General features: G+C 62.9%; 15 protein-coding genes. 8 read left to right on the plus strand and 7 right to left on the minus strand.

The window, feature by feature from the left end; genetic code table 11:
• The first annotated feature begins 110 nt into the window (after positions 1-110).
• The 6 genes from lepA (at position 111) to pdxJ (ending at position 6,193) form a co-directional block, all read left to right on the plus strand.
• A complete protein-coding gene (gene lepA, locus AO356_RS17510) occupies positions 111-1,910 on the plus strand; it encodes a translation elongation factor 4 (protein ID WP_060740809.1) in 1,800 nt (599 codons plus the stop codon).
• A 5-nt stretch (positions 1,911-1,915) separates the two neighbouring features.
• On the plus strand, positions 1,916-2,770 hold the full coding sequence (gene lepB / locus AO356_RS17515; RefSeq protein WP_060740810.1) for a signal peptidase I: 855 nt from the start codon (positions 1,916-1,918) through the stop codon (positions 2,768-2,770).
• 184 nt (positions 2,771-2,954) lie between these two features.
• Positions 2,955-3,644, plus strand: coding sequence for a ribonuclease III (gene rnc, locus AO356_RS17520; protein WP_060740811.1), 690 nt, complete (start codon positions 2,955-2,957; stop codon positions 3,642-3,644).
• A complete protein-coding gene (gene era, locus AO356_RS17525) occupies positions 3,637-4,539 on the plus strand; it encodes a GTPase Era (RefSeq protein WP_003205264.1) in 903 nt (300 codons plus the stop codon). The genes rnc and era overlap by 8 nt, the downstream gene beginning before the upstream one ends.
• Before the next feature lie 171 nt (positions 4,540-4,710).
• Positions 4,711-5,400, plus strand: a complete 690-nt coding sequence (recO, locus tag AO356_RS17530) for a DNA repair protein RecO (RefSeq protein WP_060740812.1) — start codon at positions 4,711-4,713, stop codon at positions 5,398-5,400.
• Between the two features lie 49 nt (positions 5,401-5,449).
• Positions 5,450-6,193, plus strand: coding sequence for a pyridoxine 5'-phosphate synthase (gene pdxJ, locus AO356_RS17535; RefSeq protein ID WP_060740813.1), 744 nt, complete (start codon positions 5,450-5,452; stop codon positions 6,191-6,193).
• A 166-nt stretch (positions 6,194-6,359) separates the two neighbouring features.
• On the opposite strand, the gene mltF is transcribed toward pdxJ, so the two are convergent.
• Entirely contained in the window at positions 6,360-7,820 is a 1,461-nt protein-coding gene (mltF, locus tag AO356_RS17540; protein ID WP_081015374.1) for a membrane-bound lytic murein transglycosylase MltF, read from the minus strand.
• 288 nt (positions 7,821-8,108) lie between these two features.
• On the opposite strand from mltF, the gene purL reads away from it, so the two are divergent.
• Positions 8,109-12,005 (plus strand): phosphoribosylformylglycinamidine synthase, encoded by a 3,897-nt coding sequence (gene purL, locus AO356_RS17545; protein WP_060740815.1) that lies wholly within the window; start codon positions 8,109-8,111, stop codon positions 12,003-12,005.
• Positions 12,006-12,009: 4 nt separating this feature from the next.
• Positions 12,010-12,321, plus strand: coding sequence for a YqfO family protein (locus AO356_RS17550; protein ID WP_060740816.1), 312 nt, complete (start codon positions 12,010-12,012; stop codon positions 12,319-12,321).
• Between the two features lie 377 nt (positions 12,322-12,698).
• On the opposite strand, the gene AO356_RS17555 is transcribed toward AO356_RS17550, so the two are convergent.
• The 6 genes from AO356_RS17555 to AO356_RS17580 all read right to left on the minus strand — a co-directional run bounded on the left by AO356_RS17555 (position 12,699) and on the right by AO356_RS17580 (position 21,461).
• Positions 12,699-13,781, minus strand: a complete 1,083-nt coding sequence (locus AO356_RS17555) for a scabin-related ADP-ribosyltransferase (RefSeq protein WP_146042669.1) — start codon at positions 13,779-13,781, stop codon at positions 12,699-12,701.
• Between the two features lie 516 nt (positions 13,782-14,297).
• A complete protein-coding gene (nagE, locus tag AO356_RS17560; protein ID WP_060740818.1) occupies positions 14,298-16,013 on the minus strand; it encodes an N-acetylglucosamine-specific PTS transporter subunit IIBC in 1,716 nt (571 codons plus the stop codon).
• Between the two features lie 33 nt (positions 16,014-16,046).
• Positions 16,047-18,560 (minus strand): phosphoenolpyruvate--protein phosphotransferase, encoded by a 2,514-nt coding sequence (ptsP, locus tag AO356_RS17565; protein ID WP_060740819.1) that lies wholly within the window; start codon positions 18,558-18,560, stop codon positions 16,047-16,049.
• A 41-nt stretch (positions 18,561-18,601) separates the two neighbouring features.
• The gene (locus tag AO356_RS17570; RefSeq protein ID WP_109791076.1) at positions 18,602-19,624 is read right to left on the minus strand and encodes an SIS domain-containing protein; all 1,023 of its coding nucleotides are present in this window, start codon (positions 19,622-19,624) and stop codon (positions 18,602-18,604) included.
• Positions 19,605-20,711 carry an N-acetylglucosamine-6-phosphate deacetylase gene (gene nagA, locus AO356_RS17575; protein ID WP_060740821.1) on the minus strand — a complete coding sequence of 369 codons (1,107 nt, stop codon included), beginning with the start codon at positions 20,709-20,711 and terminating at the stop codon, positions 19,605-19,607. The genes AO356_RS17570 and nagA overlap by 20 nt, the downstream gene beginning before the upstream one ends.
• Before the next feature lie 18 nt (positions 20,712-20,729).
• Positions 20,730-21,461, minus strand: coding sequence for a GntR family transcriptional regulator (locus tag AO356_RS17580; RefSeq protein ID WP_060740822.1), 732 nt, complete (start codon positions 21,459-21,461; stop codon positions 20,730-20,732).
• Between the last annotated feature and the right edge of the window lie 911 nt (positions 21,462-22,372).

A 22,372-nucleotide genomic window follows, 5' to 3' on the forward strand; every position in this document is an offset into this window, starting at 1 on the left:
CGCCACAAGAGCTCATCGACAGGCGAACGTGACGCTTGCGCGGTGTATCAGGTACAATTCCCGGCTATTTTTCGGCGGGCCATGCCTGCAGCCTTTTTGAGTGTTGATCCGTGAGTGATTTGAGTCATATCCGCAATTTCTCCATCATCGCCCACATTGACCATGGCAAGTCGACGCTGGCTGATCGCTTCATCCAGATGTGCGGCGGCCTGGCCGAGCGTGAAATGGAAGCCCAGGTCCTGGACTCCATGGACCTCGAGCGCGAGCGCGGGATCACCATCAAGGCCCACAGCGTTACCCTCTATTACAAGGCCCGCGACGGCGTCACCTATCAGCTGAACTTCATCGATACCCCGGGCCACGTCGACTTCACCTATGAAGTCAGCCGGTCGCTGGCGGCCTGTGAGGGTGCATTGCTGGTGGTCGATGCCGGCCAGGGCGTCGAGGCCCAGTCGGTCGCCAACTGCTACACGGCCATCGAGCAGGGCCTGGAAGTCATGCCAGTGCTGAACAAGATCGACCTGCCCCAGGCCGATCCGGACCGCGTGAAGGAAGAAATCGAGAAAATCATCGGCATCGACGCCACCGACGCGGTCACCTGCAGCGCCAAGACCGGCCTGGGCGTGGATGAAGTGCTCGAACGCCTGGTCACCACCATTCCCGCGCCAACCGGCAACATCGAAGATCCGCTGCAGGCGTTGATCATCGACTCCTGGTTCGACAACTACCTGGGCGTAGTCTCCCTGGTTCGCGTGCGCCATGGCCGCGTGAAGAAGGGCGACAAGATCCTGGTCAAGTCCACCGGCAAGATCCACCTGGTGGACAGCGTCGGGGTCTTCAACCCGAAACATACCGCCACCGTCGACCTGAAGGCCGGTGAAGTGGGCTTCATCATCGCGGGCATCAAGGACATCCACGGGGCGCCGGTCGGCGACACCCTGACCTTGAGCTCCACCCCCGACGTCGATGTGCTGCCCGGTTTCAAGCGCATCCAGCCGCAGGTCTATGCCGGCCTGTTCCCGGTCAGTTCCGACGACTTCGAGGATTTCCGCGAAGCCCTGCAAAAGCTGACCCTGAACGACTCGTCCCTGCAATACACTCCGGAAAGCTCCGACGCCCTGGGCTTCGGCTTCCGCTGCGGGTTCCTGGGCATGCTGCACATGGAAATCATCCAGGAGCGCCTGGAGCGCGAGTACGACCTGGACCTGATCACCACGGCACCGACGGTAATCTTCGAGCTGCTGCTCAAGAACGGCGAAACCCTCTACGTCGACAACCCGTCCAAGCTGCCGGACCTGTCGGCCATCGAAGACATGCGCGAGCCGATCGTGCGGGCCAACATCCTTGTGCCTCAGGAGCACCTGGGTAACGTCATTACCCTGTGCATCGAGAAACGCGGTGTGCAACACGACATGCTGTTCCTCGGCACGCAGGTCCAGGTGACCTACGACCTGCCGATGAACGAAGTGGTGCTGGACTTCTTCGACCGCCTCAAATCCACCAGTCGCGGCTATGCTTCGCTGGACTATCATTTCGATCGTTACCAATCGGCTAATCTGGTGAAGCTGGATGTGCTGATCAACGGTGAGAAAGTCGATGCCCTGGCATTGATCGTGCACCGTGACAACGCGCACTACAAAGGTCGTGCATTGACCGAGAAGATGAAGGAACTGATTCCGCGGCAGATGTTCGATGTGGCAATCCAGGCCGCCATTGGCGGGCAGATTGTGGCGCGTACAACCGTCAAGGCGCTCAGAAAGAACGTATTGGCCAAATGCTACGGCGGCGACGTCAGCCGTAAGCGCAAGCTGTTGGAAAAGCAGAAGGCCGGTAAAAAACGCATGAAGCAGGTCGGTAACGTGGAAATTCCACAGGAAGCCTTCCTTGCGGTGCTCAGGTTGGATAGTTAGGTCCTATGTCGCTAAATTTCCCGCTGTTGCTGGTTATCGCCGTGTTTGTCTGCGGCCTGTTGGCGTTGCTTGATCTGTTGTTCCTGGCGCCTCGGCGCCGGGCGGCCATCGCCTCTTATCAGGGCAGCGTCAGCCAGCCTGATGGCGTGGTGGTCGAAAAGCTCAACAAGGAACCGCTGCTGGTCGAATACGGCAAGTCGTTCTTTCCGGTGCTGTTCATCGTGCTGGTGCTGCGCTCGTTCCTGGTGGAACCGTTCCAGATCCCGTCCGGCTCGATGAAGCCGACCCTGGACGTGGGCGATTTCATTCTGGTGAACAAGTTCTCCTACGGGATCCGCCTGCCGGTGATCGACAAGAAAGTCATCGAGGTGGGTGACCCGCAGCGTGGCGATGTCATGGTGTTCCGCTTCCCGAGCGACCCGAACGTCAACTACATCAAGCGCGTGGTCGGCTTGCCGGGCGACACGATCCGCTACACCGCCGACAAGCGTCTGTTCGTCAATGGCGAGTCAGTGGCCGAACAATTGCTCGGCTCCGAGCCGGGTACGCTGGGCAGTGCCGAACTCTACCGGGAAAAACTCGGCGAGGCCGAACACCTGATCCGCAAGGAAATGAGCCGCTACCGCGCAACGCCGGACCGCTCGTGGACCGTGCCGGCGGGGCACTATTTCATGATGGGCGACAACCGCGACAACTCCAACGACAGCCGTTACTGGGATGATCCGAACATTCCCAAGGACTTGCTGGGCATGGTCCCGGACCGAAACATCGTCGGCAAGGCCTTTGCGGTCTGGATGAGCTGGCCGGAACCCAAACTCAGCCACCTGCCGAATTTCTCGCGGGTTGGCCTGATCAAGTAATCACACACGGCGCTGTTGAACACAGCGCCGAATGCTTTTCTGGAGCCTGCACAAGGTTGCCCGGAGGCATGAAGCCAACGATAGTCAGGACGTCATTTTTGAACACAGCGTTAATTGTCCCAAGCCAACGGTGCCTTGCCACCGTGGCGGTGGAATCCAGCCACGAACTCAGCGTGGGTAAACCGTGAGCGTTTCTCTAAGCCGTCTCGAGCGTCAGCTCGGCTACACCTTCAAGGACCCGGACCTGATGCTCCTGGCCCTCACTCACCGCAGTTTTGCCGGGCGCAACAACGAGCGCCTGGAATTCCTCGGCGATGCCATCCTCAACTTCGTGGCCGGCGAGGCGCTGTTCGAGCGCTTCCCGCTGGCCCGCGAAGGCCAGTTGTCGCGTTTGCGCGCGCGGTTGGTAAAAGGTGAGACCCTGGCCGTGCTGGCCCGTGGTTTCGACCTGGGCGAATACCTGCGCCTGGGCTCCGGTGAATTGAAAAGCGGCGGTTTCCGTCGCGAGTCGATCCTGGCCGATGCCCTGGAAGCGTTGATTGGCGCGATCTACCTGGACTCCGGCATGGACATGGCGCGCGAACGCGTGCTGGCCTGGCTGACTTCCGAGATCGACAGCCTGACGCTGGTGGACACCAACAAGGATCCGAAGACCCGTTTGCAGGAATTCCTGCAATCGCGCAGTTGCGAACTGCCGCGCTACGAAGTGGTGGATATCCAGGGTGAGCCGCATTGCCGAACCTTCTTCGTCGAATGCGAAGTTGTCCTACTGAATGAGAAAAGCCGGGGTCAGGGTGTGAGTCGTCGTATTGCCGAACAGGTAGCGGCCGCCGCAGCACTGATTGCCCTGGGCGTGGAGAATGGCAATGACTGATACAACCGTCACCCGCTGCGGCTATGTCGCCATTGTCGGTCGGCCGAACGTGGGCAAGTCCACGTTGCTGAACCACATCCTGGGCCAGAAACTGGCGATCACCTCGCGCAAGCCCCAGACCACCCGCCACAACATGCTGGGCATCAAGACCGAAGGCGCCGTGCAGGCGATCTACGTCGACACCCCGGGCATGCACAAGGGTGGCGAAAAGGCCTTGAACCGCTACATGAACAAGACTGCCTCGGCGGCGTTGAAAGACGTCGACGTGGTGATCTTCGTGGTCGACCGCACCAAATGGACCGAAGAAGACCAGATGGTCCTCGAGCGCGTCCAGTACGTGACAGGGCCGTTGATCGTGGCGCTGAACAAGACCGATCGCATCGAAGACAAGGCTGAACTGATGCCGCACCTGACCTGGCTGCAGGAACAGTTGCCCAATGCCCAGATCATCCCGATCTCTGCCCAGCACGGCCATAACCTCGACGCGCTGGAGCGGGTGATTGCCGAACACCTGCCGGAAAATGATCATTTCTTCCCTGAAGACCAGATCACCGACCGTAGCAGCCGTTTCCTCGCCGCCGAGCTGGTGCGCGAGAAAATCATGCGCCAGATGGGCGCCGAGCTGCCTTACCAGATCACGGTCGAGATCGAGGAGTTCAAGCAACAGGGCAAGACCCTGCACATCCATGCGTTGATCCTCGTCGAACGTGACGGCCAGAAGAAAATCATCATTGGCGACAAGGGCGAGCGCATCAAGCGCATCGGCACCGAGGCGCGCAAGGACATGGAGCTGCTGTTCGACTCCAAGATCATGCTCAACCTGTGGGTCAAGGTGAAGGGCGGCTGGTCCGATGACGAGCGTGCGCTGCGTTCGTTGGGTTACGGCGACCTCTGATCAGCTGACTGGATGTACCAAGAACCATTGTGGGAGCGAGCTTGCTCGCGATGAGGGCCTGATGTTCAACATGGATGTTGACTGACAGACCGCTATCGCGAGCAAGCTCGCTCCCACATTGGTTTGGGGTTGTTGAAAAACTCTGCTCGTCTATTGAGAACTCTGATTTCCATGCCCCCAACCCAACCCACCGGCCAATCCGCCTACGTCCTCCACAGCCGCGCCTACCGCGAAAGCAGCGCCCTGGTGGACTTCCTCACGCCCCAGGGGCGGCTGCGGGCGGTGTTGCGGGGGGCGCGGGGCAAGGCGGGGACGCTGGCGCGGCCGTTCGTGCCGCTGGAAGTCGAATTTCGCGGGCGGGGCGAGTTGAAGAACGTCGGGCGCATGGAAAGCAACGGCGTCGCCGCCTGGCTCAACGGCGAGGCGTTGTTCAGCGGCTTGTACCTCAATGAACTGCTGATCCGCCTGCTGCCCGCCGAAGATCCTCACCCGGCCGTCTTCGACCACTACGCCGCCACGCTGCTGGCCCTGGCCGAAGGCCGTCCGCTGGAACCGCTGCTGCGGTCGTTCGAATGGCGCCTGCTGGATGACCTGGGCTATGGCTTCGCCTTGAGCACCGACCTGCACGGTGAGCCCATCGCCGCCGACGGCCTCTACCGTTTGCAAGTGGATGCTGGCCTGGAGCGGGTCTACCTGCTGCAACCGGGGCTGTTCAACGGCGCCGAGCTGCTGGCCATGGCCGAGGCCGACTGGAGCGCGCCGGGCGCCTTGTCGGCGGCCAAGCGCCTGATGCGCCAAGCCTTGGCCGTGCATTTGGGCGGTCGGCCCCTGGTCAGTCGCGAGCTGTTTCGCAAGCCCTGATCAACCCGTATGCTGTGGGCCGACTATCTGTCCCTTCAGGAGCCTTTTTGTGAGCACCAGCAATCGCATTCTTCTCGGCGTGAACATCGACCATGTCGCCACCCTGCGCCAGGCCCGCGGTACGCGCTACCCGGATCCGGTCAAGGCCGCGCTGGACGCGGAAGAGGCGGGTGCCGACGGCATCACCGTGCACCTGCGTGAAGACCGTCGCCACATCCAGGAGCGCGACGTGCTGCTGCTCAAGGACGTGCTGCAAACCCGCATGAACTTCGAAATGGGCGTGACCGAGGAAATGATGGCGTTCGCTGAGCTCATCCGCCCGGCGCACATCTGCCTGGTGCCGGAGACGCGCCAGGAACTGACCACCGAAGGCGGCCTCGACGTAGCGGGGCAGGAATCGCGGATCAGCCTGGCGGTGGAGCGCTTGTCGAAGATCGGCGCCGAGGTGTCGCTGTTCATCGATGCCGACGAACGGCAGATCGAAGCGTCCAAGCGGGTCGGCGCCCCGGCCATCGAACTGCACACCGGTCGTTACGCCGATGCCGAAACCCCCACCGAGGTGGCCGACGAGCTGCAGCGGGTCGCCGATGGCGTCGCCTTTGGCCTGGCCCAGGGCTTGATCGTCAACGCCGGCCATGGCCTGCACTACCACAACGTTGAAGCCGTCGCGGCCATCAAGGGCATCAACGAGCTGAACATCGGCCACGCGCTGGTGGCCCATGCGTTGTTCGTCGGGTTCAAGTCGGCGGTGGCGGAAATGAAAGCGCTGATCCTGGCTGCCGCCAAGTCCTGACCGCAGCCACCATCCCCTGTGGGAGCTAGCCTGTGGGAGCAAAGCTTGCTCGCGATAGAGGACTGACAGTCAAACCGCTATCGCGAGCAAGCTTTGCTCCCACAGATCTGCTCCCACAGGCTAGCTCCCGCAGGCCCGCTCCCACATTAAGGGTTGTGTACAGCTGTCAGAGCTGCGGGGATTCCTGGTTCGGCTTGCTCTTGTCCACACCCGGCACGTGCAGGTTGCCCTCGGCCACCTGGTCGCCTTCGAGCTGCGGCTGCGTCACCCAGGTCAGGATGTCGTAGTAGCGACGGATGTTCGCCACGAAATGCACGGGCTCGCCGCCCCGGGCGTAGCCGTAGCGGGTCTTGCTGTACCACTGCTTCTGGGACAGGCGCGGCAGGATTTTCTTCACATCCAGCCACTTGTCCGGGTTCAGCCCTTCCTTGGCCGCCAGTTTGCGGGCGTCGTCCAGGTGGCCGCTGCCGACGTTATAGGCAGCCAGGGCGAACCAGGTGCGGTCGGGCTCCTGGATGCTTTCGTCCAGTTGGTCCTTCATGTAGGCCAGGTACTTGGCGCCGCCCATGATGCTTTGCTTCGGGTCCAGGCGGTTGGACACGCCCATGGCCTGGGCGGTGTTCTGGGTCAGCATCATCAGGCCGCGCACGCCGGTCTTGGACGTGACCGCCGGTTGCCACAGTGATTCCTGGTAGCCGATCGCGGCCAGCAGGCGCCAATCGACTTTTTCCTGCTTGGCGTAGGCCTTGAAGTGCTGCTCGTATTTGGGCAGGCGTTGTTGCAGATGCTGGGCGAACGTGGTGGCGCCCATGTAGCCGAGGACATCGACGTGGCCGTAGTAGCGGTCCTTGAGGCGTTGCAGCGTGCCGTTCTTCTGCACCTTGTCGAGGTAGCTGTTGATCTCGTTGAGCAGGCTGTTGTCTTCACCAGGGGCCACCGCCCAGCTCTGGTTGCGGGCATCGCCGAGGTCGAAGGCCACGCGCACGTTGGGGAAGTACACCTGATTCATCGCCACTTCGTTGGAGTCCACCAGGGTGAGGTCGATCTGGCCCTCGTCGACCATGCGCAGCAGGTCGACCACTTCAACCGCGTCGGACTCTTCGTATTCGATGCCGGGGTATTGCTGTTTCAGCTGCGCCAGCTGTTCGGCGTGGCTGCTGCCCTTGAGCACCATGATCTTCTTGCCCGCCAGGGCGGCCGCGTCGGTGGGGCGTGACTGGCCATTGCGGTAGATGACCTGCGGGGTGACTTCCAGGTAGGCGTGGGAAAACCGCACCTGCTTCTTGCGCTGTTCGCTGCTGACCAGGCCTGCGGCCGCCAATACCGGACCGTTGGGTTTGCCGATCTGGTTGAACAGGTCGTCGAGGTTGTCGGCGGTCTCGATCTTCAGTTCCACCCCCAAATCGTCGGCGAAGCGCTTCACCAGCTCGTATTCGAAGCCGGTTTCACCGTTACGATCCTCAAAGTAGGTGGCGGGGCTGTTTCGGGTAACCACCCGCAGCACGCCATCCTCCTTTACGCGCTCCAGTGTGTTGGGTTTCTCAACACAACCACTGAGCACCAGGAAGAGTCCGGTTGCGATCAGCCATCTGGCATATCGCGGACGCAAAGCCGTTGGGGAAAACATCTGCGCAGTATACGCAAACGGCCCCTACCGCCATATCTCGACAGCAAAAGGCCAGTCTGCTAGCGGTTGCAAAACATGTCCGCAACACCGGCCCGCCGAGGTGTGGCGGGCTTTGCACCGCTGAAAAATATCTCTGCGCGAACCTTGGCACGGGGGCTCAATACCTCCGTACGCGTAAAGACCGACATTCGGCCAGCACCGTGCGTGCCGTTTCGGGTGCCGTTGCCGGCGGTTTAGGCTAGAATGCACGGCCTCAAAGCACACCCCCTTCCCGAGGCTGTCCCGAAGATGTTGATCCTGCGCGGCGCTCCTGCCCTTTCTGCCTTTCGCCACAGCAAACTCCTTGAGCAACTGAGCCAAAAGGTTCCGGCTGTCAGTGGCTTGTATGCTGAATTCGCTCACTTCGCCGAAGTCACCGGCGGTTTGACCGGCGACGAACAGCAGGTGCTCGCGCGCCTTCTGAAGTACGGCCCCAGTGTTCCTGTCCAGGAGCCGGCCGGTCGCCTGTTCCTGGTGCTGCCGCGTTTCGGCACCATTTCGCCATGGTCGAGCAAGGCCAGCGACATCGCCCGCAATTGCGGCCTGACGAAGGTCCAGCGCCTGGAGCGCGGCATTGCCTTTTATGTCGCCGGTGAGTTCAGCGAGGCCGAGGCCCAATTGATCGCCGAAGGCCTGCATGACCGCATGACCCAGGTCGTGCTGGGCAACCTGGAGCAGGCCGCCGGTCTGTTCAGCCACGCCGAGCCCAAGCCGCTGACGGCCATCGACGTACTGGGCGGCGGCCGTGCCGCACTGGAAAACGCCAACGCCGAACTGGGCCTGGCCCTGGCCGAAGACGAGATCGATTACCTGGTCAACGCCTTCCAGGGCTTGAAGCGCAACCCGCACGACATCGAACTGATGATGTTCGCCCAGGCCAACTCCGAGCACTGCCGCCACAAGATCTTCAACGCCAGTTGGGACATTGACGGCCAGAGCCAGGAAAAAAGCCTGTTCGGCATGATCAAGAACACCTATCAGATGCATAACGAAGGTGTGCTGTCGGCCTACAAGGACAACGCGGCGGTGATCGTCGGCAACGTTGCTGGTCGCTTCTACCCGAACCCCGAGACCCGCCAGTACGGTGCGGTCCAGGAGCCGGTGCACATCCTGATGAAGGTCGAGACCCACAACCACCCGACCGCCATTGCGCCGTTCCCGGGCGCGTCCACCGGTTCCGGTGGCGAGATCCGCGACGAAGGCGCCACCGGGCGCGGTGCCAAGCCCAAGGCCGGCCTGACCGGCTTCACCGTGTCGAACCTGCAGATCCCGGGCTTCGAACAGCCGTGGGAAAAGCCCTACGGCAAGCCTGAGCGTATCGTCAACGCCCTCGACATCATGATCGAAGGTCCCCTGGGGGGCGCGGCGTTCAACAACGAATTCGGCCGTCCGGCCCTGACCGGCTACTTCCGTACCTTCGAACAGTCCATCACCACCCCCCGTGGTGAGGAAGTCCGTGGTTACCACAAGCCGATCATGCTCGCGGGCGGCATGGGCAACATCCGCGCCGAACACGTACAAAAAGGCGAGATCCTGGTCGGCTCCAAGCTGATCGTCCTCGGCGGCCCGGCCATGCTGATCGGCCTGGGTGGCGGCGCGGCTTCCTCCATGGCCACCGGCACCAGCTCGGCCGACCTGGACTTCGCCTCGGTCCAGCGGGAAAACCCGGAAATGGAACGCCGTTGCCAGGAAGTCATCGACCGTTGCTGGCAGTTGGGTGAACACAACCCCATCAGCTTCATCCACGACGTCGGCGCGGGCGGCCTGTCCAACGCCTTCCCGGAACTGGTCAACGACGGCGGCCGCGGTGGCCGTTTCGAACTGCGCAACATTCCGAACGACGAGCCGGGCATGGCCCCGCACGAAATCTGGAGCAACGAATCCCAGGAACGTTACGTCCTGGCGGTCGGCCCGGCCGACTTCGAACGCTTCCAGGCCATTTGCGAGCGCGAGCGCTGCCCGTTCGCGGTAGTGGGTGAAGCCACCGCCGAGCCGCAACTGACCGTGACCGACAGCCACTTCGGCAACAGCCCGGTGGACATGCCGCTGGAAGTGCTGCTGGGCAAGGCCCCGCGCATGCACCGTTCGGCGGTTCGCGAAGCGGAGCTGGGCGATGATTTCGATCCGTCGACCCTCGACCTCGCCGAGTCCATCGAGCGCGTGCTGCATCACCCGGCCGTGGCGAGCAAGAGCTTCCTGATCACCATCGGCGACCGCACCATCACCGGCCTCGTGGCCCGTGACCAGATGGTCGGCCCATGGCAGGTGCCGGTGGCCGACGTGGCCGTGACCGCCACCAGCTTCGACGTCTACACCGGCGAAGCCATGGCGATGGGCGAGCGCACGCCGCTGGCGCTGCTGGATGCCCCGGCCTCGGGCCGCATGGCGATCGGCGAGACCCTGACCAACATCGCGGCTTCGCGCATCGGCAAGATTTCCGACATCAAGCTGTCGGCCAACTGGATGTCCGCCGCCGGTCACCCGGGTGAAGATGCCCGCCTGTACGACACCGTCAAGGCTGTCGGCATGGAGCTGTGCCCGGAGCTGGGCATCACCATTCCGGTGGGCAAGGACTCCATGTCCATGGCCACGCGCTGGAACGACGAAGGCGTGGACAAGAGCGTGACCTCGCCGCTGTCGCTGATCGTGACCGGTTTCGCCCCGGTCACCGACATCCGCCAGACCCTGACCCCGCAACTGCGCATGGACAAGGGCACCACCGACCTGATCCTGATCGACCTGGGCCGTGGCCAGAACCGCATGGGCGCCTCGATCCTGGCCCAGGTGCATGGCAAGCTCGGTTCGCAAGCGCCGGACGTCGACGATGCCGAAGACCTGAAGGCGTTCTTCGCCGTCATCCAGGGCCTCAACGCCGACGGTCACCTGCTGGCCTACCACGACCGTTCCGACGGTGGTTTGCTGACCACCGTGGTGGAAATGGCCTTCGCCGGTCACTGTGGCCTGAGCCTGACCCTCGACAGCGTGGCCGAGTCCACGGCTGAAATCCCGGCCATCCTGTTCAACGAAGAACTGGGTGCGGTGATCCAGGTTCGCCAGGACGCCACCCCGGACATCCTCGCCCAGTTCAGCGCCGCCGGCCTGGCCGATTGCGTCTCGGTGATCGGCCAGCCGATCAACAACGCCCACATCAACATCACCTTCAACGGCGACACCGTCTTCGAAGGCCAGCGCAGTCTGTTGCAGCGTCAGTGGGCTGAAACCAGCTACCAGATCCAGCGCCTGCGCGACAACGCCGAGTGTGCCGAGCAGGAGTTCGATGCGCTGCTGGAAGAAGACAACCCGGGCCTGAGCGCCAAGCTCAGCTACGACGTCAACCTCGACGTGGCCGCGCCCTACATCAAGAAAGGCATTCGCCCACAAGTGGCGGTCCTGCGCGAGCAGGGCGTCAATGGCCAGGTGGAGATGGCGGCAGCGTTCGACCGCGCCGGTTTCAACGCGATCGACGTGCACATGAGCGACATCCTGGCCGGTCGTGTCGACCTGAACGACTTCAAGGGCATGGTCGCCTGCGGCGGTTTCTCCTACGGCGACGTGCTCGGTGCCGGTGAAGGCTGGGCCAAGTCGGCGCTGTTCAACAGCCGCGCCCGCGACGCGTTCCAAGGTTTCTTCGAGCGTAACGACAGCTTCACCCTCGGCGTGTGCAACGGTTGCCAGATGATGTCCAACCTGCACGAGCTGATCCCGGGCAGCGAATTCTGGCCGCACTTCGTGCGTAACCGTTCCGAGCAGTTCGAAGCGCGCGTGGCGATGGTCCAGGTCCAGGAGTCGAACTCGATCTTCCTGCAGGGCATGGCCGGTTCGCGCATGCCGATCGCCATCGCCCACGGCGAAGGCCATGCGGAGTTCGAAAGCGAAGAAGCCCTGCTCGAAGCCGACCTGTCCGGTTGCGTGTCGCTGCGTTTTGTCGACAACCACGGCAAGGTCACCGAAACCTACCCGGCCAACCCGAACGGCTCGCCGCGCGGGATCACCGGTCTGACCAGCCGCGACGGCCGTGTCACGATCATGATGCCGCACCCGGAGCGGGTGTTCCGCGCGGTGCAGAACTCGTGGCGTTCGGACGACTGGAACGAAGACGCGCCCTGGATGCGCATGTTCCGTAACGCCCGCGTCTGGGTGAACTGAGACGGTGTACAAGCTCTGCTTCTTCGTCCCGGCCAGTCACGTGGACGAGGTCAAAAGCGCCGTATTCGCTGCCGGTGGCGGGCGAATCGGCGGCTATGACCACTGTGCCTGGCAAGTGTTGGGCCTGGGCCAGTTTCGCCCGTTGGACGGCAGCCAGCCGTTCATTGGCGAGGCGGGGCAGGTCGAGCAGGTCGAGGAGTGGAAGGTAGAGCTTGTCGTTGCCGATGAGCTGATTCGTGGGGTGGTGAAGGCGCTGAAACAAAGCCATCCCTACGAGACGCCAGCGTATGAAGTGTGGCGGTTGGAGGATTTCTGATCCTCGGTTCGCTGAAATGAAAAACCGCTGATTGAACCAGCGGTTTTTTATTGCCCGGGTGAATGGCAAAACCATGCCCGCCAGCGCAAGCAGGTCCAGTGATCCCAGAACCTGCGCTTGGCACAATCCACCCTGTGGGAGCGAGCTTGCTCGCGATAGCGGTAGGTCAGCTTACATAAACGGTGGATGTGCCGCCGTCATCGCGAGCAAGCTCGCTCCCACATGGGACCTCCAGTGGGCTCGAAATATGTGCTCGACGCCAATCAACTGTGGGAGCGGGCTTGCCCGCGAAGGCGTCGGGTCAGCTTGCATTGATGTTGGATGTACTGGCCTCTTCGCGAGCAAGCTCGCTCCCACACGGGGTCGTCCTAGTCTGTCTATTGATGCCGGTTTTCGAGGCGGCAAGCTTCTTTTTCAATGCCGATGCACTCGACCGGTTCGCCCACGCCTTTCTCGAACCGGCGAGCATTCATCAATAGCCCGCCCTTGATGCCGCCAATGAATGCGAAGGCGCCTGGACGGTTGCCGGTATTCTCCCCTGACAGATCCACCGCCACACTGTTGGGCCTGACCTCATACACCCAGCCGCCGTCTGCCGCTTCCGTGACCGCCCAGATCTTGGCGTCGCTATAGTCACGAAACGCCACGACGACCGATTGAATGGAAGGAGACTCCGGGCTGCTCGCCCAGCGCAAGACCGGTGGTTGCGAGTTTTTTGCCCGTAACCCACGGGCAAGTGCGTCCGCTCCTTGCACTGGGTTGATCCTCGAGGAACCCACCGCCCAGAGTGATTCCTTGTTCGTCACCCAGGCCAGGCCTTCTGGCGGGGTGATCTTGCTCCAATCGATGGGCGTCGCTGCGACTTCCAGCATCGTCTCGTGACCGGAGGGTTCGCGATAGTCCGGGTTGGCGATGCAATCGGCCAGGTCGGTTTTCTTGCAGGCCTGCTTGATAAAGTGCCCTTTGACCCCGCCGGGGTAGCTGATCTCTTCCTCGCCGATAATAGGTCCCCCCGATTCCTGTTGGTCGATGCCATGGGGGGCCTTGAATTCGAATACCCATTCGTTGGCGAAGCTCTGGGCGATACGCTGGCTGCGCGTGGTACTGCTGTAGACCGAGCGCTGGGCCCCGGCCCCGTGCTTGAACCAGTTGTACATCCATGTGTCCTCGGGGAAGGTCACGGATTTGGGCAGCAAGCCGTCCCGGAAGGCCTCGAGGCCTTGATTGGTGGTGTCTCCCCGATAGAGCGTGTCCAGGTCGGTCCGCCAGCGCAATAAGGGTTGGGTCTTGCGGATATCCACGCTGGGATCCGCCGTGACCTGGAGCCAGGCCTGGTACCAAGGTTCATCCTTCCGCGCCGAGTCCTGGGTCGTTGCCCACGCATTGGGGTTCGCTTGCCAGGTGCCTGCCAATACCATGGCGACAGTCGCCGCCCGTATAAAACCGCTGCTTCTACTCATGATGTGGACACCTCTCCTGAAACGAGGATGCCAATCGAATCACATACTTCATTACGACCTATTCTTCGAATTGACAGTTTAATTGTCGATTGCTCAGTGCCAAGGCAACGCTGGGGTGTGCCTCGGTTCACTGCGTGAGAGTGAGAATAGATGACTGTGCTGGGCTGTAAGATCTTATTTTGTAACAAGCATCTCAGTTGGAAGCGACCGCGAATATCAGCATGTGTTTGTTGGCTGTTACTGGTCGGAATTATCCGTTACCTGTTATTTCTGACAGTTGCTGGCTCTTGGTCGATGACCTTTAATCGAGGGTTTTGTCGAGGGTTCGCGCTAGATAACTTTTCGGTTGGGTACAGGCTCGGACTTGATGCAATAAGTACCGGCCTCATCGCGAGCAAGCTCGCTCCCACAGGAGGCAGGTGTCGATCACAGGTTTTGTGAACAACACCCAGCCACTGTGGGAGCGAGCTTGCTCGCGATAAATCGAAAGACGAATACAAAAATCCCGGTAGAACACTAGGCCCCTGCATCGACCTTGCGGCCATGCGCCAGGCCGTCCAATGCCTGCCATAACCGCGGCGCCTTCTCCCCCAGCAGCAAGTGCCAGACGCCATCCTCCAACGAGCTCATACCCTGACACCCCAACCCTTTGAGCCGGCTTTCCGACAAGCCCTTGTCATCGGCCAGCCGCACCCGTAGCCGGCTCGTCGCCACGCACTCGAGTTGCAGGACATTGTCCTGGCCTCCGAGGGCGTCCAGCCATTGTTGCGCTTCAGTGCTGGAAAGGGCGGCAGGCGTTGTCGGTGCAGGGGCATTCGGCACCGGTGCGGTGACCGGGCGAAGGGAGGAGGGCACCGCCAGGCGGATTTCATCGGCAATGCTGTCGGCCATCGGCCCCACCACCACCTGCAGGCTCCCGCCGTTACCGGGGCGCACCACGGCCATGGCGCCGAGGGCCTTGAGCTGGGCGTCGGAGGCCTTGTTGCGATCCACCATGTCCAGCCGCAAGCGCGTGGTGCAGGCACCGATGGTGATCAGGTTGTCAGCGCCGCCCAACGCCTGGATGTAGGCCGCGGCCCGCTGGTTTTCGGCGATGGCCGGTTTGTCGCCTGCCGGTACCTCTTCACGCCCCGGGGTCTTCAGGTCGAAGCGGCGGATGCAGAAGTCGAACACCAGGTAGTAGATTGCCGCGTAGGCCAGGCCCACCGGGACGACCAACCAGCCGTTGGTGGATTTGCCCCAGCCCAGGACCATGTCGATGAAGCCGCCGGAGAAGGTAAAGCCCAGGTGAATGCCCAGCAGATTGGTCACGGCCATCGACACACCGGTGAGCAGCGCGTGGACCAGGAACAACAAGGGCGCGAGGAACATGAAGGCGAATTCGATCGGCTCGGTGACACCGGTCAGAAACGAGGTCAGCGCCATGGACAGCAGGATCCCCCCCATGACCTTGCGCCGCTGGGGCAAGGCATTGCGGTACATCGCCAGGCACGCGGCGGGCAGGCCGAAGAGCATCACCGGGAACATGCCGGTCATGAACTGGCCACCCTTGGGGTCGCCGGCGAAATAACGGCTCAGGTCACCGGTGACCACCGCACCGGTGGCGGGGTCGGTGAAACTGCCGAAGATGAACCAGGCCATGTTATTGAGGATGTGGTGCAGGCCGGTAACGATCAGCAATCGGTTGAACACCCCGAACACGAAGGCGCCGAAACTGCCGCTTTCCATCAGCAAGGCGCCGAAACCGTTGATACCCTGCTGGATCGGTGGCCAGATAAGGCCGAACACCACGCCCAGCCCGACGGCGCTGAAGCCGGTGACAATCGGCACGAAGCGCCGGCCACCAAAGAACGCCAGGTACTCCGGCAGCTTGATGTCCTTGAAGCGGTTGTACAGCGCCCCCGCCAGCAGGCCGCTGATGATCCCGGCGAGCATGCCCATGTTGATGCTGGCATCGAGCACCTTCAGGGTCGCGATCATCACCAGGTAGCCGATGGCCCCGGCCAACCCCGCCGTACCGTTGTTGTCCCGGGCGAAGCCCACGGCGATGCCGATGGCGAAGATCATCGCCAGGTTGGCGAAAATTGCCTGGCCGGCATCGTGGATGATGGCGATGTCCAAGAGATCGGTGTCGCCCAGGCGCAGCAACAGGCCGGCGATGGGCAGGATCGCGATGGGCAGCATCAGTGCCCGGCCGAGGCGTTGCAGCCCTTCGATGAAATGCTGGTACATGGCGTCTCTCCCTTTATTGTTCTTCGAAGTGGCTCAGCCCAGGGGCCAGTGTCGATGGCAGGCACGGCGTACCGCGAGTGCGCTGCCCAGGTTCAGCAGTTCGTTGCTCAAGCGGGCGCATTGCGCGGCGTCGAGGTGGCGCACGCGGTCCTTGATTTCGCCGATCTGCGGCGGGCTGACCGACAGTTCCCGTACACCCAGGCCGATCAGTACAGGCGTGGCCAACGGGTCCGAGGCCAGGGCCCCGCACACGCCGACCCAACGCCCATGCTTGGCGGCACCGGCGCAGGTCTGGGCGATCAGCCGCAGCAACGCGGGGTGCAAGGCATCGACCCGGGCGGCGAGGCCGGCGTGGTCGCGGTCCATGGCCAGGGTGTATTGCGACAGGTCGTTGGTGCCGATGGACAGGAAATCCGCATGTTCGGCCAATTGTTCGGCCAGCAACGCGGCGGCCGGCACTTCGACCATCACCCCCAGTTGCGGGCGTTCGCTCAGGCCCAGTTCAGAGCCAAGGGCATCGAGGCGTTTGCGGATGTGCAGCAGTTCGTCGACTTCGGTGACCATGGGCAACAGGATCCGGCAGCGGTCCAGCGGACGGGTTTGCAGCAAGGCGCGCAGTTGCTGGTCAAGCAGATCCGGTCGCACCTGGGCCAGGCGAATGCCGCGCAGGCCCAGTACCGGGTTGGCTTCGCTCGGCAGGGGCAGGTAGTCCAGTTGCTTGTCACCGCCCACGTCGATGGTGCGAATGATCACCGGTTTGTCGCCCATGGCCTCGAGCACGGCTTGATAGGCCTGGCGCTGCTCTTCTTCGTCGGGGGCGGTGTGGCGGTCGACGAAGAGAAATTCGGTGCGCAACAAGCCAACGCCATCGGCACCGTTGGCCAAGCTTTCGCCGGCTTCGGCGCTGGAGGCCACGTTAGCGGCGACTTCCACCTCCACGCCATCGACGGTCCGCGCCGGTGTGTGGGCGAGGCTCTGTTGTTGGGCGCGCAGGGCCGTGCGTCGGGTCTGTGCTTGCCGCACCTGCGCCAGGCGCTCGACGGTTGGCGTCAGTTCGAGGCGGCCACCGTCGGCGTCCAGTACCACCGCTTGGCCTTGTTCCTGGGCAAGCAGTTCGTCGCCCAGCGCCACCAGGCACGGCAGGCCTTTGCCCCGGGCCAGGATCGCCACATGGGACGTCGCGCCACCCTCGACCATGCACACGCCGGCCACGCCTTGGGCGCTGAGTTGCAGCAGGTCCGACGGGGTCAGTTCCTGGGCGGCGACGATGGCGCCCGCCGCGACGTCGAACTGCCAGGCCTCACCCAGCAACACCCGCAGGACCCGCTGGCGCAAGTCACGCAAGTCGTTGGCGCGCTCGGCCAGCAGCGTGCTGCCCAGTTGTTGCAGGACCTGGCATTGCGTGTCGATGGAGCGGCTCCAGGCGTGGGGCGCGGCACTGCCTTGTTCGATGAAGAGGTCGGCGGCATCCAACAGCACCGGGTCCTCCAGCAGCGCCAGGTGGGCACTGAAGATCGCCTCTTCATCGCGGTGCTGCCTGGCCCGGGCGTGCTCCAGCGTGAGGTGGATCTCGCCACGGACCTGGGCCAGAGCGTCACTCAGACGTTGGCGCTGCTCTTCGATGGCATGGCCGCCGATGTCTTCCGGCAATTGAATGCCGCTCAACCGAACCAGCGGCCCGGTCACCAGCCCGGGCGCGGCACATACGCCATGCAACACACCTTCTTCTGCATTCGCCCGTGGTGGTTCGGGCGGCGGCGCGCTGGCATGGGCTTCTTCCACCAGGGCTGTGGATAAGGTCGTCAGCAAGGCTTGCAGCGCCGCCTCGGCATCGCTGCCCCGGCAACTGACGTGCACTTGCGCCTGTTCGGTGATGGCCAGCCCCATCATCCCCATTACGCTGTCGCACGAGGCTGACTTGCCGCTGAAGTGCAGCTGCGAGCGGCTCTTGAAGCCTTGCGCGGTCTGGCGCACCAGCGCCGCCGGGCGGGCGTGAAGACCGCCGCGATGGGCGATGCGGACCTGGCCGAACACTTCGATGCCGCTGTCTTGGTCGTGATGTTCCGCCTGGCCGACGGCCTTGGCGAGAATGTGCAGCAGCGGTTCGCCGACCTTCACCCCTTTGAGGGTGATGGGCCGCGCCTGGAAGTGTTCGCCATTGGTGATGACCAACAGGCTGACCAGGCTCTTGCAGCGCAGCGCCACTTTATCCACGTCATAGCGCAGCAGCGGCTGGCCATGGCTGACCCGTGCACCTTCCTTGACCAGCATGGAAAACCCCTCGCCCTGCAGCTCGACCGTATCCAGGCCCAGGTGCAGCAGCAGTTCGGCGCCATTGTCGGCCCGCAGGGTCACGGCGTGGCCGGTGCGGGCGACGTGGATCACTTCAGCGTCGCATGGTGCGTAGAGGGTGTCGTTCAGCGGGTCGATGGCGATCCCATCGCCCATGGCGCCGCTGGCGAACACCGCGTCCGGGACATTGGCGAGGGTGAGCACCGGGCCGCTGAGGGGGGCGCTGAGGATCAGCTCTTTATTGTTGTTGGGCATGGGCTCGCTCTCTTCAGGCTCTTGTTTGAAAAGCAGTCGGATCAGTGGGTACGGGTGACCTTGCTCAGGTGCCGTGGCTGGTCCGGGTCCAGGCCTCGGGCCACGGCCAGGCTCGCGGCCATCGCGTAGAAGCTCTGGATCGCCAGGATCGGGTCCAGGGCCGGGTGTTCGGCGCGGCTCAAGGTCAGGTCGCGTTCGACAATGTCATCAGGTGCCGCCAGCAGGACCCGGGCACCGCGCTGGCGCATGTCCGCGGCCAGGCTCAACACGCCGGCCTGTTCGGCACCGCGCGGGGCGAACACCAGCAGGGGGTAGTCATGGTCGATCAGCGCCATGGGCCCGTGGCGAACTTCGGCACTGCTGAAGGCTTCGGCCTGGATCGCCGAGGTTTCCTTGAACTTGAGTGCTGCTTCCTGGGCGATGGCGAACCCGGCGCCCCGGCCGATCACCATCAACCGCTGACAGTCGCGCAGGGCGTCGACAGCGCTGTGCCAGTCCTGGCGGGCGGCCTCGCGCAGGCCCTCGGGCAGGGCACCGCCGGCTTCGAGCAACTCGGCGTCAGCTTTCCAGTGGGCCACCAGTCGCGCACTGGCGCTGAGGGTGGCAATGAAGCTCTTGGTCGCGGCGACGCTGCTCTCGACGTCGGCACACAGCGGCACGCTGAATTCACAGGCGGCTTCCAGAGGCGAGTCGGTGGCGTTGACCAGGGCCACGCTCAAGGCGCCACGCTTGCGCAACAGGCGCAGGCTGTTCACCAGGTCCGGGCTCTGTCCCGACTGGGAAAAACCGAACGCCACCTGGCCGCTGACCTTCAGCGGCGCCTGTTGCATGGTCACCACCGACATCGGCAGCGAGGCCACCGGGATGCCCAGTTGCTGCATGGTCAGGTAAGCGAAATAGCTGGCGGCGTGATCGGAGCTGCCCCGGGCGACAGTCATCGCCACTTGCGGTGGCTGGCGGCGTAGGCGTCCGGCGATTTCCTCGAGGGCCGGGTCCAGTCGCTGCAACTGGCGCTCGACCGCTTCATGGGAGGCCAGGGCCTCTTCAAGCATTTTGGAAGTCAATGGCTTCTCCTTCGACCATCACGTCGGTCAGGGTCAGGGAACGGTCAAGGCGTACGCAGTCGGCCCAGGCGCCGGGTTGCAGGCGGCCGCGCTCGGGCAGGCCGAGGTAGTCGGCGGGAAATTGGGACAGACGCTGGGAGGCTTCGGCGATGGGCAGGCCGATTTTCACCAGGTTGCGCAGGGCCTGGTCCATGGTCAGGGTGCTGCCGGCCAGGGTGCCATCGGCCAGACGCACCCCGCCCAGGCACTTGGTCACGGTGTGGCTGCCCAGCTTGTATTCGCCGTCGGGCATGCCGGCGGCGGCGGTGGAGTCGGTGACGCAATACAGGCACGGGATCGAACGCAAGGCCACGCGCATCGCACCGGGGTGCACGTGGAGCAAGTCCGGGATCAACTCGGCATATTGCGCATGGGCGAGGGCCGCACCGACGATACCTGGCTCGCGGTGATGCAACGGACTCATGGCGTTGTACAGGTGAGTGAAACTGCTGGCCCCGGCCGCCAACGCCGCGACGCCTTCTTCGTAGCTGCCCAGGGTATGGCCGATCTGCATGCGCACGCCTCGGGCGCTGAGGGCACGGATCAAGGCATCATGACCGGCGATTTCCGGGGCGATGGTAATCACCCGGATCGGCGCCAGGGCCAGGTAGCTCTCCACCTCGGCCAGCAGCGCGGTGTGGGCGAAATTCGGTTGCGCGCCGAGTTTTCCGGGGTTGATGTAAGGGCCTTCCAAGTGCACGCCCAGGACCCGGGCGCTGCCGTTCGGACGCTGCTCACAGAACTCGCCGAGGGCCTGCAGCACGCTGGCGATCTCTTCGCTGGGCGCGGTCATGGTGGTGGCCAAGAGTGCGGTGGTGCCAAAACGCAGGTGGGTGCGGGCGATGGTCTCGAACGCCGAAGCCCCTTGCATGATGTCCTTGCCGCCGCCGCCGTGGACATGCAAGTCGATAAAGCCGGGCAGCAGGTAGGGTAGGTCGTTGCTCGCCGGATCGCAGGGCTGGCCTTCGATGGCCACGACTCTACCGTGCTCATGGAGCAGGCGGCCGCGAACCCAGCCGTCACAGGTGAGGATGTTGTCTTCGGACATGGGAAATTCTCTGCTCGTCTAGCGCCGCAGCTCTGCGACAAAGTCGTAGTAGTCGTTGCGGCAATAGGTGTCGGTGACTTCGATGGGGGTGTTGTCTTCCAGGTAGCCGACCCGGGTCATCAGCAACATCGCGGTGCCGGGGGCGATGCCCACCAGGGCGGCGAATTCGTCCGAGGCGTTGATGGCCTGGATGTGTTGCAGGGCGCGCACCACTGGCTTGCCGATGCCGTCGAGAAATGCGTAGAGGGAATCGCCCACCGCTTGCGGTTTGGGAATGATCGAGGCGGGCAGGGTGCTCATTTCAATGGCCATGACCGTGTCGTCGGCCTTGCGCAGACGCTTGAGCCGCGCGACTTTGTCGGTGGGCGACAGGCCCAGCCGGATCAGTTCTTCGTGGGTGGGCGGGGTGATTTCCCGTTCCAGCCATTGGGACCCGGGCACAAAGCCCTTGAGCCGCAGCATCTCGCTGAAGCCGCTGAGGCGTGACAGCGGCTGTTCCAGGCGCGGGGTGATAAAGGTGCCCGAACCCTGGTTGCGGCGAATCAAGCCTTGTTCGAACAGCACTTCCAAGGCCTTGCGCGCGGTGACTCGGGAAATGCCCAGTTGCTCGCTCAAGCTGCGCTCGGACGGCATCGCCTGCTCGGCTTTCCACTGGCCGGCATGAATCGCCGTCTCCAGGTTTCGCGCCAATTGCAGGTACAGCGGCGTGGGTTGGGTGTCGTCAGGGCGCAGGGCCAGGATGTCGTTCATATCGGTGTCCGATGCGGTTATTGAGTTGTTGTCGCTCGGTAAGTGGGGTGGAAGCTAATACCACTTGAATACCATGTCAACGCCGCTTTCCTGGGTTATAGAGGCGTTGTTAAAGGGTTTTTTCGGGGTGGGATTGAAGTGGTATTAGTGGAAGGGAGTTCGAACGCAAAGATCTGCAGCCGCGACAACGCCTACGGGGTGAACTGGTATTCATCTGTAGGTAATTTCTGAAGATGGTTTTTTTTGATTTTATTTTTCGATGCTGACGGGCGGTCGTCCGAGCCTATCAAGGCTAACGAGCTGTCGTGGCGAGGGAGCTTGCTCCCGCTAGGGCGCGAAGCGGCCTCAAACCTGACAACCCGGTGTGTCAGGCAAATGGAGTTGCCTGCTTTGGGTCTGCTGCGCAGCCCAGCGGGAGCAAGCTCCCTCGCCACAAGGGGATACGCAGGTGATTGAGTTGGGGGGGCGAACAAGGCCTTGGGCCGGGTAGCGCTTCGGACTTGATGCAATAACTGCCGGCCTCATCGCGAGCAAGCTCGCTCCCACAGGGGGTTATGCACAACACAAAACTACTGTGGGAGCTTGCTCGCGATGAGGCCAGATCAGGCAACGAAGATTTGATGCCGGGTCAGAGGGCTTTTGTGGCGAGGGAGCTTGCTCCCGCCAGGACGCGAAGCGGCCTCAAACCTGACAACCCGGTGTGTCAGGCAAATGGAGTTGCCTGCTTTGGGTCTGCTGCGCAGCCCAGCGGGAGCAAGCTCCCTCGCCACAAGGGGATACGCAGGTGATTGAGTTGGGGGGGGCGAACAAGGCCTTGGACCGGGTAGCGCTTCGGACTTGATGCAATAACTGCCGGCCTCATCGCGAGCAAGCTCGCTCCCACAGGGGGTTATGCACAACACAAAACTACT

The sequence above is a fragment of the Pseudomonas fluorescens genome, from assembly GCF_001307275.1.
Lineage (GTDB): Bacteria > Pseudomonadota > Gammaproteobacteria > Pseudomonadales > Pseudomonadaceae > Aquipseudomonas > Aquipseudomonas fluorescens_AA.